General features: G+C 66.3%; 11 protein-coding genes and 1 pseudogene. 5 read left to right on the plus strand and 7 right to left on the minus strand.

The window, feature by feature from the left end:
- Positions 1-10: 10 nt before the first annotated feature.
- From MAAFP003_RS00645 to MAAFP003_RS00660, 4 genes are all read right to left on the minus strand, one after another.
- The gene (locus MAAFP003_RS00645; RefSeq protein ID WP_096283533.1) at positions 11-826 is read right to left on the minus strand and encodes a polysaccharide deacetylase family protein; all 816 of its coding nucleotides are present in this window, start codon (positions 824-826) and stop codon (positions 11-13) included.
- 204 nt (positions 827-1,030) lie between these two features.
- Positions 1,031-2,413, minus strand: coding sequence for an alpha/beta hydrolase (locus MAAFP003_RS00650; protein ID WP_096283535.1), 1,383 nt, complete (start codon positions 2,411-2,413; stop codon positions 1,031-1,033).
- Between the two features lie 43 nt (positions 2,414-2,456).
- Positions 2,457-4,736, minus strand: coding sequence for a heavy metal translocating P-type ATPase (locus tag MAAFP003_RS00655; RefSeq protein WP_096283537.1), 2,280 nt, complete (start codon positions 4,734-4,736; stop codon positions 2,457-2,459).
- Positions 4,737-4,877: 141 nt separating this feature from the next.
- Complete coding sequence (locus MAAFP003_RS00660) at positions 4,878-5,954, minus strand: hypothetical protein (RefSeq protein ID WP_096283539.1); 1,077 nt, start codon at positions 5,952-5,954, stop codon at positions 4,878-4,880.
- 298 nt (positions 5,955-6,252) lie between these two features.
- Here MAAFP003_RS00660 and MAAFP003_RS00665 point away from each other — a divergent pair.
- A pseudogene (locus tag MAAFP003_RS00665) lies at positions 6,253-6,729 on the plus strand (SRPBCC family protein).
- A 66-nt stretch (positions 6,730-6,795) separates the two neighbouring features.
- The gene (locus tag MAAFP003_RS00670; protein WP_096283541.1) at positions 6,796-7,299 is read left to right on the plus strand and encodes a YkgB family protein; all 504 of its coding nucleotides are present in this window, start codon (positions 6,796-6,798) and stop codon (positions 7,297-7,299) included.
- Here the strand turns inward: MAAFP003_RS00670 and MAAFP003_RS00675 are convergent.
- Both MAAFP003_RS00675 and MAAFP003_RS00680 read right to left on the minus strand, forming a co-directional pair.
- Positions 7,240-7,848: a TetR/AcrR family transcriptional regulator gene (locus MAAFP003_RS00675; RefSeq protein ID WP_243393724.1), complete on the minus strand. Its 609-nt coding sequence runs from the start codon at positions 7,846-7,848 to the stop codon at positions 7,240-7,242. The genes MAAFP003_RS00670 and MAAFP003_RS00675 overlap by 60 nt on opposite strands.
- The gene (locus MAAFP003_RS00680) at positions 7,845-8,543 is read right to left on the minus strand and encodes a trimeric intracellular cation channel family protein (protein WP_096283543.1); all 699 of its coding nucleotides are present in this window, start codon (positions 8,541-8,543) and stop codon (positions 7,845-7,847) included. Before MAAFP003_RS00680 ends, MAAFP003_RS00675 begins: the two co-directional genes overlap by 4 nt.
- 79 nt (positions 8,544-8,622) lie before the next feature.
- Between MAAFP003_RS00680 and MAAFP003_RS00685 the strand changes: the two genes are divergently transcribed.
- The 3 genes from MAAFP003_RS00685 to MAAFP003_RS00695 are packed head-to-tail and all read left to right on the plus strand — an operon-like array spanning position 8,623 to position 12,675.
- Positions 8,623-9,270, plus strand: coding sequence for a TetR/AcrR family transcriptional regulator (locus MAAFP003_RS00685; RefSeq protein WP_096283545.1), 648 nt, complete (start codon positions 8,623-8,625; stop codon positions 9,268-9,270).
- Between the two features lie 52 nt (positions 9,271-9,322).
- Complete coding sequence (locus tag MAAFP003_RS00690; protein ID WP_096283547.1) at positions 9,323-11,116, plus strand: flavin-containing monooxygenase; 1,794 nt, start codon at positions 9,323-9,325, stop codon at positions 11,114-11,116.
- 53 nt (positions 11,117-11,169) lie between these two features.
- On the plus strand, positions 11,170-12,675 hold the full coding sequence (locus MAAFP003_RS00695; RefSeq protein ID WP_096290785.1) for a flavin-containing monooxygenase: 1,506 nt from the start codon (positions 11,170-11,172) through the stop codon (positions 12,673-12,675).
- Between the two features lie 38 nt (positions 12,676-12,713).
- On the opposite strand, the gene MAAFP003_RS00700 is transcribed toward MAAFP003_RS00695, so the two are convergent.
- A complete protein-coding gene (locus MAAFP003_RS00700) occupies positions 12,714-14,114 on the minus strand; it encodes a DUF2252 domain-containing protein (protein WP_096283549.1) in 1,401 nt (466 codons plus the stop codon).
- Positions 14,115-14,165: the final 51 nt, after the last annotated feature.

Consider the following 14,165-nt stretch of genomic DNA (forward strand, 5'->3'; position numbering starts at 1 on the left):
TTCGTTGTCGCTAAGGTGTTCTCAAGAACACGTCGTTGAGCGTGACGGTACGCAAGTTTCGATCACGGATCGTGTCGATGAGTTGCGGATACACATGCGTGACCGGCAGGTGGTTGAGGTGACCGATCACAATGGACTGCGGGACGAAGTACTCGTCGATCATCTTGAGGATGTACTCCTCGGTGATCAGTGTGGAGTCCGACAAGGATCCTGACCAAAGGGTCGGCACGGTGTAACCGAGCTCGTTCGCCACGGCGTCGACGGCGGCGTTGTGTTTGCCATACGGCGGCCGGTAATACGGTTTCGCCCCGACGCCGTAGGTCTTCTTTAAGAACTCGTCATTGCGCTTGAGCTCTTCTTCGATCTTGCTCTGCGGCACGGTCGTCAAGTCCGGGTGCGACCAGGTGTGGTTGCCGAGCTGGATCTGCCCGGACTCCACCAGCGGTCGCAGCAGATCCAGGTTGTCGGTCCACGAGTTGTAGATCCCATTGACGAAAAACGTCATTCGCACGCCGGTGTCCTTGGCGAGCTGCGTGTAGGCGCGCACCACGTCGCTGTTCACCCCATCATCGAGGGTCAACGCGAGCAGGTCGCCGTCGCCGGGAAGCTTCATCAGTGCGCCGCCACCCGGTAGCGGGATCCGCGCACTCAGCGGCGGTGGCGGCAACAAGCCCGCCGGTGATGGCGCCGCGGGTCCCGGGGTCGGCATCGAATCCAGGGGCACCTGAGCAAAGGTTCGCGGTTGCGGATCGACGATCAGCCGTGCCGCACCGACGGCCGCGACCGTAGCTGCGGCGAGCGAGCCGAGGAAACGGCGACGCTTCATCTCCGATTCGTTTGCGGTGCTGTGGCGACGAGGCGACCGGGCGTACCGGTCCCCTCTCCTGCCAAACTCCGCATCCACAGCAGCGAACCGTACCACTACCAGCCCAAATATGTCCGTTTCGGGGCGGGAGGGTCAGCTGTGAATTCCCGGGGAAAACGGCGTAGAGCTGCGAAGGTCACGGGTTGGTGACGACGCGCTGTGGGATCAGTTCGGCTGCCCGCTGCCACGCTGCGGTAACGGCACCGGTTCGACATTCGGGGTGCCCAGCGTCGAGGCCAGCCAGGGCAACGATGCCTCGAACGCCTCCGCGGCGAATGGCCAGTCGTGTTTGCCTGGTTGGGTCACCACCGCGCAGTTGATGCCGTTTGCCTCGGCGATCGTGCACAGCGCGTGGGCGGCCGCGTCCTGTCCCTCCGGATTGGCCGCGGCGGTACTCACCAGGGCGGGGTTGGCGCCATGCGCGACGCCGTGCCCACCGGGTGGCGCGGGGATGTCGAACCATCCCGACAGTCCGGTGTAGTGGCCGTGCCGGGTCATCACGGTGAGCGGGTCGTAGTCGGCCCAGGCGGCCGGGTTGCCGCCGAACAACTCGGCGATGGTTTGTTCCTTGCTGCCGATGTTGGGCCGGAAGTCACCGGCGATGTCCACGAAGGCGCTGAACAATTCCGGATGCATGACGGCCAGGGTGACGGCGCAGGTCCCGCCCATCGACCACCCGGCGACGCCCCAGTTCGCCCGGTCGGCGCTGACGCCGAAGTTCGACACCATGAATGGCACCACATCTTTGGTCAGATGATCGGCGGCGTTGCCGCGGCTTCCGTTGACGCATTCGGTGTCGTTGTCGAACGCGCCGGTGGGGTCGGGAAACACGAAGACCGGGGCGAAACCGTGGTGGCGGGCGGCGAAGCCGTCGATGGCGGTGAAGGCACCGCCGGGCCCCAGCCAGTCGCGAGGCAGATTGAACGCCGAGCCGAGCATCATGACCGTCGGTAGCCGGGGCGGCGGGTTGGTGTTGAACCAGGCCGGAGGCAGGTACACGAGTTCCTGGCGGTGCGGGAAGTGCGATGCGTTGGAGTCGATGTTGACCGGCACGACGACACCCTTGTCCGGCTTGGTTCCGGCGACTTGCATCGCGGTGACCTGCAGCCGGTCGATCTGATCAGGAAGCGGCTCGGACGTCAGCTGGTTCCACGCGGCGAGCACGGTGGGGAAATAGCCAACCCAGAGGTTCAAGGACATGCCCGCGCACAACACACACAGCGGGACCGACAGGAACGCGAGTCCGCGTCGCCACCAGCGGGCGCCCTTCCAGCCCAGCACCAACACCGCGGCGGTCAATCCGCTCAGCGCGATCCACAGCCACAGGGACTTGGGTGCCGGGTCACCGGCCACCCCGAGCGATGCGATGTACCAGTAGGCCAGCGCGGCGACCGCGGCCGCGACGACCAGTGCCACGGGCAGCGCGCGGCGAAGCCAGCTCGGCCTGCGCCAGTCGATCACGATCAGCGCCACCAGCAGCGCAAATACTTGCGTCGCGAGGGGCAGCCAGCCGTGCAGCAACGACAGTTGTCCGAGGAATTGGGGCAAACGTGCAGACCTTAAAGCTATGGAACCCGGTAGGCCAGACCAACTATCCCATATCGCCCGGACGGATCGCGCTCGTGAAGGAGCGCAGTCGCAGGCTGTTACCGACGACAAAGACGCTGGAAAAGGCCATCGCGGCGCCCGCGAGCATCGGGTTGAGCAGGCCCAGCGCGGCCAGCGGGATCGCGGCCGCGTTGTAGCCGAAGGCCCAGAACAGGTTCATCTTGATCGTGGCCAGCGTCTTGCGGGAGAGCCGGATCGCGTCGACGGCCGCACACAGGTCGCCGCGGACCAAGGTCAGGTCGGCGGCCTCGATCGCCACGTCGGTGCCGGTGCCCATGGCGATGCCCAGATCGGCGGAGGCCAGGGCCGCGGCGTCGTTGACCCCGTCGCCGACCATCGCGACGACCTTGCCGTCGGACTGCAGACGCTGCACCACGGCGACTTTGTCGGCGGGCAGCACCTCGGCGATGACGTGCGCGATCCGCAGCTCTCCGGCGATCCGGTCGGCCACGATCTGGTTGTCCCCGGTCAGCAGGACCGGTGTCAGTCCGAGTCGCTTGAACTGCCGGATGGCCTCGGCGCTGGTGGGCTTGACGGTGTCGGCGATCACCAGGATGCCGCGGGCGCTGCCGTCCCAGCCCACGGCGACGGCGGTCTTGCCTTCGCTCTCGGCGCGAAGTTTGGCCTCGCAAAGGGTGGGGGTCAGGCCCGCGTCGAGGTACTGCCCCCAATCGGCCAGCAGGCTTTCGCGGCCGACGACGACGGCATGACCGTCGACGGTGCCTTGTACGCCTTTGCCTTGCACGTTCGTGAAACCCTCGGGCGCCGGCAGCGAGCCCAGTTCCGCGGCGGCGGCCTTGGCGATCGCTTGGGCGACCGGGTGTTCGGAGGCGTTCTCGAGCGCTCCCGCCCAGCGCAGCACCGCGGCCCGGTCGGTGCCGGGCGCCGCGATGACGTCGACGAGCGTCATTTTGCCGGTGGTCACGGTGCCGGTCTTGTCGAGAACGATGGTGTCGACCTTGCGGGTGGACTCCAGCACCTCGGGCCCCTTGATCAGCACGCCGAGTTGGGCCGCGCGACCCGTGCCGACCAACAGCGCGGTCGGCGTGGCCAGGCCCAGTGCGCATGGGCAGGCGATGATCAGCACCGCGACCGCGGCCGTGAACGCCGCGGCGACCGGGAATCCGGCGACCAGCCACCCCACCAGGGTGACGACGGCGATCGCGATGACGATCGGCACGAAGACCGCGGACACGCGGTCCGCGAGTCGCTGGACCTTGGCCTTGCCCGATTGCGCGTTCTCAACCAGCCTGGCCATCTGCGCGAGCTGGGTGTCGGCGCCGACCCGGGTGGCGCGCACGACGAGGCGCCCGCCGGCGTTGACGGTGGCGCCGGTGACGACGTCGCCCTCGCCCACCTCGATCGGCACCGACTCGCCGGTCAGCATGGAGGCGTCGACGGCTGACGATCCGGAGACGACGACCCCGTCGGTCGCGATCTTCTCGCCGGGACGCACGACGAACTCGTCGCCGACCTTGAGCTGCTCGACGGGGATGCGGATCTCGATGCCCGCACCGTCGGGGCGCAGAAAATCGGGACGCAGCACCGCGACGTCCTTGGCGCCGAGCTCCACCAGGGCGCGCAGCGCCGCGCCGGCCCGCCGCTTGGACCGGGTCTCGAAGTAGCGGCCGGCCAGAACGAACAGCGTCACACCCGCGGCCACTTCGAGATAGATGTCGCCGGCGCCGACACTCGGCGTCACGGTCAGCGAGAAGCCGTGATGCAGATGGCGGTGGCCGGCCGTCCCGAAGAACAGGGCATACACCGACCACAGGAACGCCGACAGGGTCCCGATCGACACCAGCGTGTCCATCGTCGCCGCGCCGTGCTTGAGGTTCGTCCAAGCGGCGGCATGAAACGGCCAACCCGCCCACAGCACGACCGGCGCGGCCAGGGCCAGCGATGCCCACTGCCAGTTGCGGAACTCCCATGCCGGGATCATCGCCATCGCGATCACCGGGGTGGCCAGCACGATCGCGGCGATCAGGCGGTTACGCAGCGAAGCCAGCTCGTGGTCGTCACCGGCGGCCTCCGCATGCGATTGCGGCATGACGGCGCTATAGCCGGCCTTTTCGACCTCGACAACCAGCGACTGAGGGTCGTATCCGGCCGGCACGGTGACCGAGGCTCGTTCCAGGGCGAAATTCACGGTCGCCGTCACGCCGTCGAGTTTGTTCAGCGCCTTTTCCAGCCGGGCCGCGCAGGAGGCACACGTCATCCCGGCGATGTCCAACTCCAGGTTGCTGACCGCGCTTGTGGTCATGACGCTCCTTCCCTGTACCCCGTGGGGGTATTTAAGCCATACCTCACGTATATACCCCTAAGGGGTATTGGCGTCAAGACGTGTCATCGTGAGATTCTGCCTGTTCGGCGAGGCGAGGGTCGGTGGTGGGGCGTCCGTCCGCTACGGCTGCGACAACAACAGCATGACCCGGCCCTCCGCCGGCGCCTCGGGGAAGGCGCTGAGATCGAAGCCGTAGTACTTGCGCTGGATGTCGGTGATGGCGTCGACCACTTTGCCGCTGGCCGTGAGCTGACCGCCGCGGACGCCGGCCATCATGCCCCTGAAGTCGGGCACCGAGAGCGATTCGGCGAGCAGGAGTGCCTCGCCACCGGATGCCAGAGTGACCAACACCCCGGCGCCGGCGTAGTTATTGCCGCCGCGGCCGGTGCCTCGCGGCGCCCAGTAGACGGGCTGGGACGCCACGGTGCCTTTCACCCGCCGGTACTCGCCCGGGTGGTCGGTGTCGGCGACGGTCACGACGGGCAGCGCGGCGATCGTGCGTTGTTCTTTCAACCACATGGCGCCCAGCGGGATGCAGACGATCGCGTACATCATCACCAGTAGCACCAGCACCGGCTTCCACGCGATCTCCCACCCGAGCCGGCGTTGCGAGATCGGCGAGCCAAGCAGCCGCGCATCGAGTTTGTTGCGCCCGAGGCGAAAGACGTACCACGCCAGAATCCGGGCCAGCGCCATGCAGCCGAGGATGACCAGGCCGACGATGCCGCAGACCCGCCAATAGAACGTGCTGTCACCCTGATTGGTGGTCGCGGCCAGCATCACCGCCGGGATCGGCGCGGTGATCAACAGCAGCAATGCGTACGACGGGTGACTGGTCAGGAACGGGTAGGTCACCGTCCACGCGCGGTTGCCGCCGTAGACGGTCATCCCCCCGATGTCGGCGTGCACCGTCGGAGTCCACGAGCCCTCCACCACCCGGGGCCTAACCAGGCAGCGTACGAAGAAGAATCCGAAGACCACCGAAACCACCAGCGCGCCCCAGAACACCCCGCCGAGCCGTTCGCCCGTTCCGGGCACGCCGAATGCCCCACGGATGTCGATGACTTTGCCGATGAAGAACGTCAACGGCATGACGAAGAAAAACTCGGTGAGCCAAATCTGGATCAGCTGCGGGATGCGCGAGCCGATCCGATCGAACGCCAGCACGCGTTGCCAGATGAAGCGCAGCACGCCCATGGCGGGGACTCTACCTGGGAATTATGTCAGCGATGGTCAGTTGAGCATCATTGCCTTGGGTGCGATCCGCCGCCGATGTACCAACCCCTGCTCGGCGCTCCATCCGGCCTCCTGGTAAGAGCAGAACGTGGTGCGCGCGGCGAGGTCGTCGGGTTTGCCCAGTCGGCTCCCCGGTGAGGACCCCGGTCTGGTGGGCGGACCGGCATCGATCCCTCACCCGCGATCCGGGGTGACCCCAATATCCCGGAGCCACCAGACCGGGCGGGTTTAGGCTTCCGGCTAGGCGAAAGGAGACATCATGACTGTCACCGTTGTCGACGCAGGACCCCGACAAGTGAGCCGATCGGTCGAAGTGGCCGCCCCGGCCTCGGAGCTGTACGCCCTTGCGGCCGATCCCAGGCGCCACCGCGAGCTCGACGGGTCGGGCACGGTTTGCGACAACATCTCCACACCGTCCGAAATGGTTGTCGGGTCCAGGTTTTCGACCAAGATGAAGATGTTCGGGGTGCCCTACCGCATCACCAGCACGATGACCACGCTGAAGCCGAACGAAGTCGTCGAATGGCGACACCCGGTGGGCCACCGCTGGCGTTGGGACTTCGAAGCGCTCTCGCCGACCCTGACCAAGGTCACCGAGACCTTCGACTACCGCGACGCGGGTCCCATCAAAAACAGCCTGAAGTAGTACGAGCGGATGGGGTTCGTGAAGGGCAACGCGTCCGGCATCGAAGCGACTTTGGCCAAGCTGCGCGCCCGGTACGCGGGGAAATCGTGAACGCCATCGCAGCCTGAATCGTGGTCCCTTCGGAAGACCAGCCCGCCCACCGAAGGACGTACATCGATGACCCGCAGCGCCGCCCCCATCGCAGCAACGCGCCACCAGCTCTCGGAATCACTGATTCGCTTGGGCCACCTGATCAGTCGGTACGGGCTGGCCGTCGTCTTGGCCTGGATCGGGTTCGGCAAGTACGTGAAGATGGAATCCCGGGTGCTGATCGAACACAACCCGCTGATGAGTTGGGTCTACGACGTGTTCAGCGTCACGACCGTCGCCCGCGGGCTGGGGACGATGGAAATCGTTGCTGCCCTACTCATTGCGTTGCGTCCGGTGTGGCCGCGGGTGTCTGCGATCGGCAGCGCCCTAGCGGTGGTGCTGTTCTTGGGAACCTTGAGCTTTCTGTTCACCACCCCCGGCGTGGTCTCGACGCACGCCGCCGGTCTGCCCGTGCTGTCGGCACTGCCGGGCCAGTTCCTGCTGAAGGACTTGGTGCTGATCGGGGTGGCGCTATGGACGCTCGGCGACGCGTTGCGTGAACAGCGTTCCCCGGATGAGGCTTTTGGCTGAAGCGAGGGCGGCTCGGTAGGTCTGCGGCGCCAAGCTGTCCGCCTGCTCCGAGAGCCCCCGGGTCAGCGCGCAGATCGCTTCGACGGTCGACCGGGTGTCGGTGTCGCCGGACAGTGTCCCGCGTTGCGCGGCGTCGTCGACGATCTCGAACACGACGTCGTGCAACGCCTTGGATCCCGGCGATCTCGTTGTGCCCGCGGCGCGCAGTGCTCGCAAAAACCCGGTCAGGTAGGGATAGTCGCGGACCAGGTCCGTCGACTCATCGAGCACCGCGTCGAGTCGGTCGGTGACGTTCTCGTGCAGCGCGGCGGCCGCCCGCAGCCGAGGCGCGACGATGGCTTCGATCTCCTCGCCGGTCGCGCTGAGCAGTTCGGACTTGTTCGGAAAGTAGTGATAGAGGCTGCCGCTGGTCATCTCGGCGGCCCGGGCGATCTGGCGAATGGTCGCCTGCGAGTAGCCGACTTCGGCGACGCAGCGCATTGCCGCGGCGATGATCCGGCGGCGCGTCTCCTCGCTGTCCGCGCCCACCGGGCGCCCGAGCTGAGTCACTGGTCGTCGGGGCGGGGCGCTCGTCTGCCGATCCGGATGCGCCACGCCCGCTTCCGCCGTGTTAAGTAGTAGTCGGTGGTCAAACTCTCTGAAAGTCGCCAGCCCCGCCACCGGGCCAGTAGACACAGGCCCGAGCCGACGACGATTCCCGCCAATTCCCCCAGCGGCGCCTGACCGTAACGGGAGAGCAGCACCACGGTGCCACTGGCCGCCACCGCGGGTGTCGCGTAAAGCGTGTTACCCCCGAAGATGGCCGGAGTGCGATTTACCGCCAGGTCTCGCAGCGCCCCACCGCCGACAGCACTGATTGTCCCTAGCAAAATGGCTGGGAGCCAGGACAATCCGGCTGCTAATGTCTTCACCGCGCCCGCCACCGCCCAAGTGCCCAACGCCAGTGCATCGACGACCGGATAGGTCAGCGACCAGACCCGCGCCCGCAGCGGTATCAGAAAAGCGACCGCCGCTCCGGCCAGCGCAACCACGACGTAAAGGGTGTCTGTCAATGCCACCGGCGGCCCGTGCTGCAACAGGGTGTCTCGGATCAAGCCGCCGCCGAGTCCGGACAGAATCGCGAGCGCAACGAATCCCACAGGGTCCATGCGGAATTCGCGCGCCACGACGCCACCGAGTACGGCGTTGACGAATACGCCGGCCAAATCGATAGCGCGCGAGAACTCCCCCAACGCGAGGTTCACGGCCGCTCACCTCCGGATTCATCGGTCGGTCAAATATATTCGACGTTGAACTGCGCCCGGGGTCGAAGGGTGGGCAACCATGCGAGCGAAGACACAGCTGGGTCGCCCTGTCGGCGCCAGCGGCGAAGAGACCCGCCGCCGCATCATCGTCGCGACGATGAGATGTGTGGCGCGGGCCGGCTACGCCAAGGCGACGATCCGTGAGATCGCCCGGATGGCCGACATGACCAGCGCCAGCCTGTACAACTACTTTCCGAACAAGTCCGAACTGATCAAGGCAGCCGTAGCGGCCAGAACCGACACGGCCATGCCCCGGCTGCGCCGGGCCGCGGAAGGACCGGGCAACATCGTCGACCGGATCGAAGCGGTGCTCGACGAATCCGGTCAATTGATGCGTGAGTATCCGGACCTGGCCGCTTTCGAATTTGCGATCCGGGCCGAAACCGGTGCGGCGCCGCTGCGGCCGAAGGCCCGCGGGAAGCCGAAAAACCCGGGGTTCGAAGCATTTCGCGAGATCATCGAGGGCGTCGTCGAGGACGCCTGTCAGGGCGGCGAGCTGGGTGGTCAGCCGGATTCGCGGGCGGTGGTCGCCGCGATCTACGCGTTGGTCTATGGCCTGACGGAGCTGGCAGCCACGCTCGCGCCGCAGGACTACCACGCGGCTTTGAGCTCGGCGAAAGTACTGGTCAGGGGCGCTTTGTTCGAGGAGCAACCGACGAGTCCTTGATACGATCAAGCGATTGATTATAGAGTCGACGCACGAAGAGCGGAGTCGGGTCTTGACCGAAACTGTTGGGTACGCGTTCGACGTCGATGCGCTGCGGCGCAAGTATGCCGAGGAACGCGCGCGCCGGTTGCGGCCCGACGGGATCGACCAGTACGTGGAGATCGCCGGCGACTTCGCTCATTTCGCCGAAGATCCTTGGGTAGACGGGGAATTCACCCGTGAGCCGCGCACCGATGAGGTCGATGTGGCGATCGTGGGAGCCGGCTTCGGCGGCTTGCTGACCGGGGTGCGGCTGCGCGAGCTCGGCGTGAAAAGTGTCCGGCTGATCGACCGGGCGGCCGACGTCGGTGGCACCTGGTACTGGAATCGGTATCCGGGGATCGCCTGCGATGTCGAGTCCTACGTCTACATCCCGCTGCTGGAAGAACTCGGCTACATCCCGGTGGAGAAATACGCCCAGGGGGCCGAGATCTTTGCGCACTGCCAGCGCATCGCAAGAGAATACGACCTCTACCGCGACGCGTGCCTGCGCACCGACGTACAGGAGATACGTTGGGAGTCAGGTGAATCCCGCTGGATCCTTCGTACCAACCGGGGTGACGAGATGCGGGCCAAGTTCGTCTCGATGGCCAACGGTTATCAAGCCAAACCCAAACTGCCCGGCATTCCCGGAATCGGAACGTTTCGCGGCCACACATTCCACACCAGCCGCTGGGATTACGGCTACACCGGCAAGAAGCTGGAGAACCTGGCCGGCCGGCGCGTCGGCATCATCGGCACCGGCGCGACCGCCGTCCAATGCGTGCCGCATCTGGGTGCCGCTGCGCAGCACCTCTACGTCTTCCAGCGCACCCCCTCGTCGGTCGATGTGCGCGCCAATGCGGCTACGGATCCGCAGTGGGTCAACACATTACAGCCGGGCTGGCAGCGTCGGCGCATCCAGAACTTTCAGATCCTGACCGCGGGCGGGCAGGCGCCCGAGGACCTTGTCGCCGACGCCTGGACGAGCATCACCCGCAAGCTGCCGGTGATGCGCCACGACGGAGACGGGTCGGTGGACCCGGAGCAACGTGGCCGCGATATCGAGCTCGCGGACTTTGCCAAAATGGAGGAAATCCGCGCCCGAGTCGAGGGGATCGTCACCGACCGCGCCACCGCCGAGGCGCTCAAACCCTGGTACGGCTATTTCTGCAAGCGCCCCTGCTTCCACGACGACTACCTGCAAACTTTCAACCGGGACAACGTGACACTGGTCGACACTCGCGGTCTCGGGGTGGAGCAAATCACCGAGTCCGGCGTCGTCGTCGACGGTGTGCCCTACGAGTTGGACTGCCTGATCTTCGCCACGGGTTTCGAAGTCGGCACCGATTACAGCCGGCGCACCGGCTTTGAGCTGATCGGGCGCGACGGCGTGAGCCTGACCGAGCGCTGGAGTGACGGCGTGCGAACCTTTCAGGGTCTGTGCGCCAACGGTTTTCCGAACTGCTTCATCGAGAGCATCTCGCAAGCGGGATTGACGGTGAATTTCCCATACCTGCTGGACGTGCAGGCCACCCACGCCGCCTGGATCATCGCGTGGGCTCTTGAGCACGGCGCCACCGAGGTCGAGGCGTCGCCCGCCGCCGAAGCCGCGTGGGTCGACACGGTGGTCGCGCGCTCGACCGCGACCGCCGAGCGCGCCAGGACGTGCACGCCCGGTTACTACAACCGCGAGGGTAAGGCCGACGCGAAGACCCGACAGGGCAGCTTCTTCTTCGGCACGCCAACGGAATACGCCGACATCCTTACGGCCTGGCGGGCACAGGGCGATCTGGCCGGGTTCGACATTCGCCGAGCCGGCCCGTGAAGTACCTGCTCGGTCGGGCCCGCGCGGCGACCCGGCGGCGACGCTCGCCCAGGGTGGCGATCATCGGCGCGGGATTCGGCGGGCTGGGAGCGGCGGTGGCGTGCCGCCGGGCCGGCATCGACGACCTGGTGATCATCGAGGCCGGCGACGGCGTCGGCGGAACCTGGCGGCGCAACACCTATCCCGGCGCCGCCTGCGATATCCAAAGCCACCTCTACTCGTTTTCGTTCGCGCCCAACAGATCCTGGAGCCGGACCTACGCCCGGCAGCCCGAGATTCTCGCCTACCTGGAGTCGGTGGCCGACGATTTCGACCTGCGCCGTCACCTACGGCTCGAGACCAGGGTGCGCTCGGTGGAATGGAATGCGGATACCTGGAGCTGGCAGTGCCGGCTGGAACGCGATGGCCGCGCCAGCACGCTGACCGCCGACGTGGTGGTCTGCGCCGTCGGACTGTTCGGGTCGTTGAAGCTGCCGGATATAATGGGCCTCAAAGATTTTCGTGGCTTCGTCATGCACACCGCACAGTGGGATCACGACTTGGCGGTGGCGGGCAAGAAGGTGGCGGTGATCGGCACCGGCGCCAGCGGGATCCAGGTCGTTCCCGAACTGGCGAAGGTCGCCGGACAAGTGACGGTCTTTCAGCGCACTCCGCCGTGGATGGTTCCCAAGGACGACCGTCCGTACAGCGCATCCGAATTGGCGGAGTTCCGGCGCAACCCATTGGCGGTGCCGCGGACCCGCTGGAAGATCTGGAAGTTCCAGCATGACAACACTGCGACGTTCGCCGACGACCCGGTGGTCGCCGCGCGCACTCAGATCTCCATCTCGTTCCTGGAGCGCACCGTGGCCGACGAACAGCTGCGGCGCGCCCTGACGCCGGATTATCCGTTCCGCTGTAAGCGCGTGCTGCTCGGCGACGACTACTACCGGGCGCTGCAGCAGGACAACGTCGCGCTCGTCACCGACCCGATCGACCGGATCACCGAAACGTCCATCGTCACGACGGCGGGTGGAGTCGTCGATGTCGACGTGATCGTGCTGGCCACCGGATTCGAGACGTCGCGCTACCTGTCGGGGATTGACGTGATCGGCACCGGCGGGCAGCACCTGCACGAACGCTGGGGGGAGGACCCCAGCGCGTACCTGGGCGCGGCAGTCGCCGGCTTCCCGAACTTCTTCATGCTGTACGGACCCAACACCAACCAGGGCGGCAACTCGATCGTCTACATCCTCGAGGCCGGTGCCCGGCTGGTGGCCAGCGCGGTCACCCGGTTGGCGCGGCGCGGCGGCTATCTCGAGGTGCGTCCCGAGGCCGAAAAACGGTACAACGAACTGCTTTCGGCCGACTTGGAGCGCACCATCTGGACTCAGTGTGACAGCTACTTTCGGTCACCTACCGGCCGGATCGTCACGCAATGGCCCTACACCGAACTGGAATACGCGCGCCGGACCTGGCGGCTGCGAACCCGCGACTGGCTGCACCGCACCGGCGTTGCTCCGCGACGGCTATCCGGGGCCGAAATCAATTATGCCGCAGATCAATTCACCGGCGGTTAGGTCGCGGTAGGCTTCGTTGATATCGTCGAGGCCAGGCGCTATCGCGCGGGATCCTCGGCAACCTCGATCTCGCCGGCCGCGGCCGCCGCGCGCAGTTGATGAAAGTCGTCGAGGGACTTATCGGCGTAGGCGTACGACCATTCGGCGACCGCTTCGTGCACCCCATTGCTGGTGCCGACGTAGCCCCGCAGGATCGAGGCATTCGCGCTCTGCGCGTGCGCCCGCGCCAACAGCACCGCGCACGCGGTCACGTAATCGGTAAACGTGGACGGCGACATGCCCTCGGTCTCGATGGTGCCCTTCATGTCGTGGAACTGGCGGACGTAATAATCGCGGCCGTCCTTGCGGGTCGATCCGAGGAAGACGTCCGACATGGCCTGCAGGATCAGTTGCCCATCGGTGACGCGCACCCCTTGGCCATGGGCCTCGATCGCCGCGGTCAGGCTCTCGGGCTGAGGCCACCCGCCGTGTTCGTCGAGCACTGAACGGGTGGCCTCCTTGATCTGCAGGATCAATGGCGTGTCGTTCGGGCCTACCAGTATGACCAGGTAGCAACGGGTCCCGACGCTGCCGACACCAACCACGCGTAGTGCGACGTCGGTGACCCGGAAGTGTGACAGCAGCAGCGCGACGTCGGCAGGCACCGCGGTCAGATACTCCTGAATCGACTCCACCAGCGGGGCCTCGACGTCCTCGTCGACATGTTGCAGCACGGGTGGCGCCTCCCGCAGGCGCGGCGTCCCGTCGGGCCCAATCTCGGTGATTTGCTTGAAGACTCGCGCCGACGTCCGGGTACGCGCCCGCGATATCGTCTTCTGGATCACCGCCTGCAGGCCCTTGGACATCGTCCCGGTGTAGTGCTCGGGCTCCACCCGCAAGTAGTAGCGCTCCAGGACGTCCATCTCCTCGAGCATCGCCTCCAGGCTGCGCTGGTAACCCACCAGCGCCTGCTCGACGCAACGCCGGATGGCCTTGCCGGAGTATTCGGCGTGACGGCCCCCGATGACCGCGCTGGTGATCAGGCGCTTGACATCCCACTCGGCCGGGGCGACGGCGGCCTCGTCGAAGTCGTTCAGGTCGAAGACGATCGAGCGATGCGGGGCGGCATACAGGCCGAAGTTGGAGATATGCGCATCACCGCAGCACATGATCTCGATCCCGGTCGACGGGCTCGCGGCCAGATCGGCCGCCATGACCGCTGCCGAGCCCCGGTAGAAGGCGAACGGGTCGGCGAGCATTCGGGCGAACCGCAGCGGAACGAGTTCGCTTATCCGCCCGGCATTTTGGGCGACGAGAATTTCGGTCGCGGATTGCGAGGCGGGAGTCAGCTGCGCGAGGGAGCGTCGTGGGACGGACTTGCGCAGCGCCCGGCCGCGGGCCACATCTTCGCCCGGAACTTCGAGGTCGATCAAGCGGTCACGCAACACCCGTTGCGGCATGCGCTCAGCATACGTAGGGGGTCGTGGCCGCGATAGATCTGGTGATCGCGA

The organism is Mycobacterium ahvazicum (assembly GCF_900176255.2).
In the GTDB taxonomy this organism is placed as follows: Bacteria; Actinomycetota; Actinomycetes; order Mycobacteriales; family Mycobacteriaceae; genus Mycobacterium; species Mycobacterium ahvazicum.

Bases quoted from the DNA above. Each gene is read 5' to 3' on its own strand.
- MAAFP003_RS00645 (WP_096283533.1), bottom strand. From the start codon at position 826: ATGAAGCGTCGCCGTTTCCTCGGCTCGCTCGCCGCAGCTACGGTCGCG.
- MAAFP003_RS00655 (WP_096283537.1), bottom strand. From the start codon at position 4,736: ATGACCACAAGCGCGGTCAGCAACCTGGAGTTGGACATCGCCGGGATG.
- MAAFP003_RS00685 (WP_096283545.1), top strand. From the start codon at position 8,623: ATGCGAGCGAAGACACAGCTGGGTCGCCCTGTCGGCGCCAGCGGCGAA.
- MAAFP003_RS00700 (WP_096283549.1), bottom strand. From the start codon at position 14,114: ATGCCGCAACGGGTGTTGCGTGACCGCTTGATCGACCTCGAAGTTCCG.
- MAAFP003_RS00670 (WP_096283541.1), top strand. From the start codon at position 6,796: ATGACCCGCAGCGCCGCCCCCATCGCAGCAACGCGCCACCAGCTCTCG.
- MAAFP003_RS00660 (WP_096283539.1), bottom strand. From the start codon at position 5,954: ATGGGCGTGCTGCGCTTCATCTGGCAACGCGTGCTGGCGTTCGATCGG.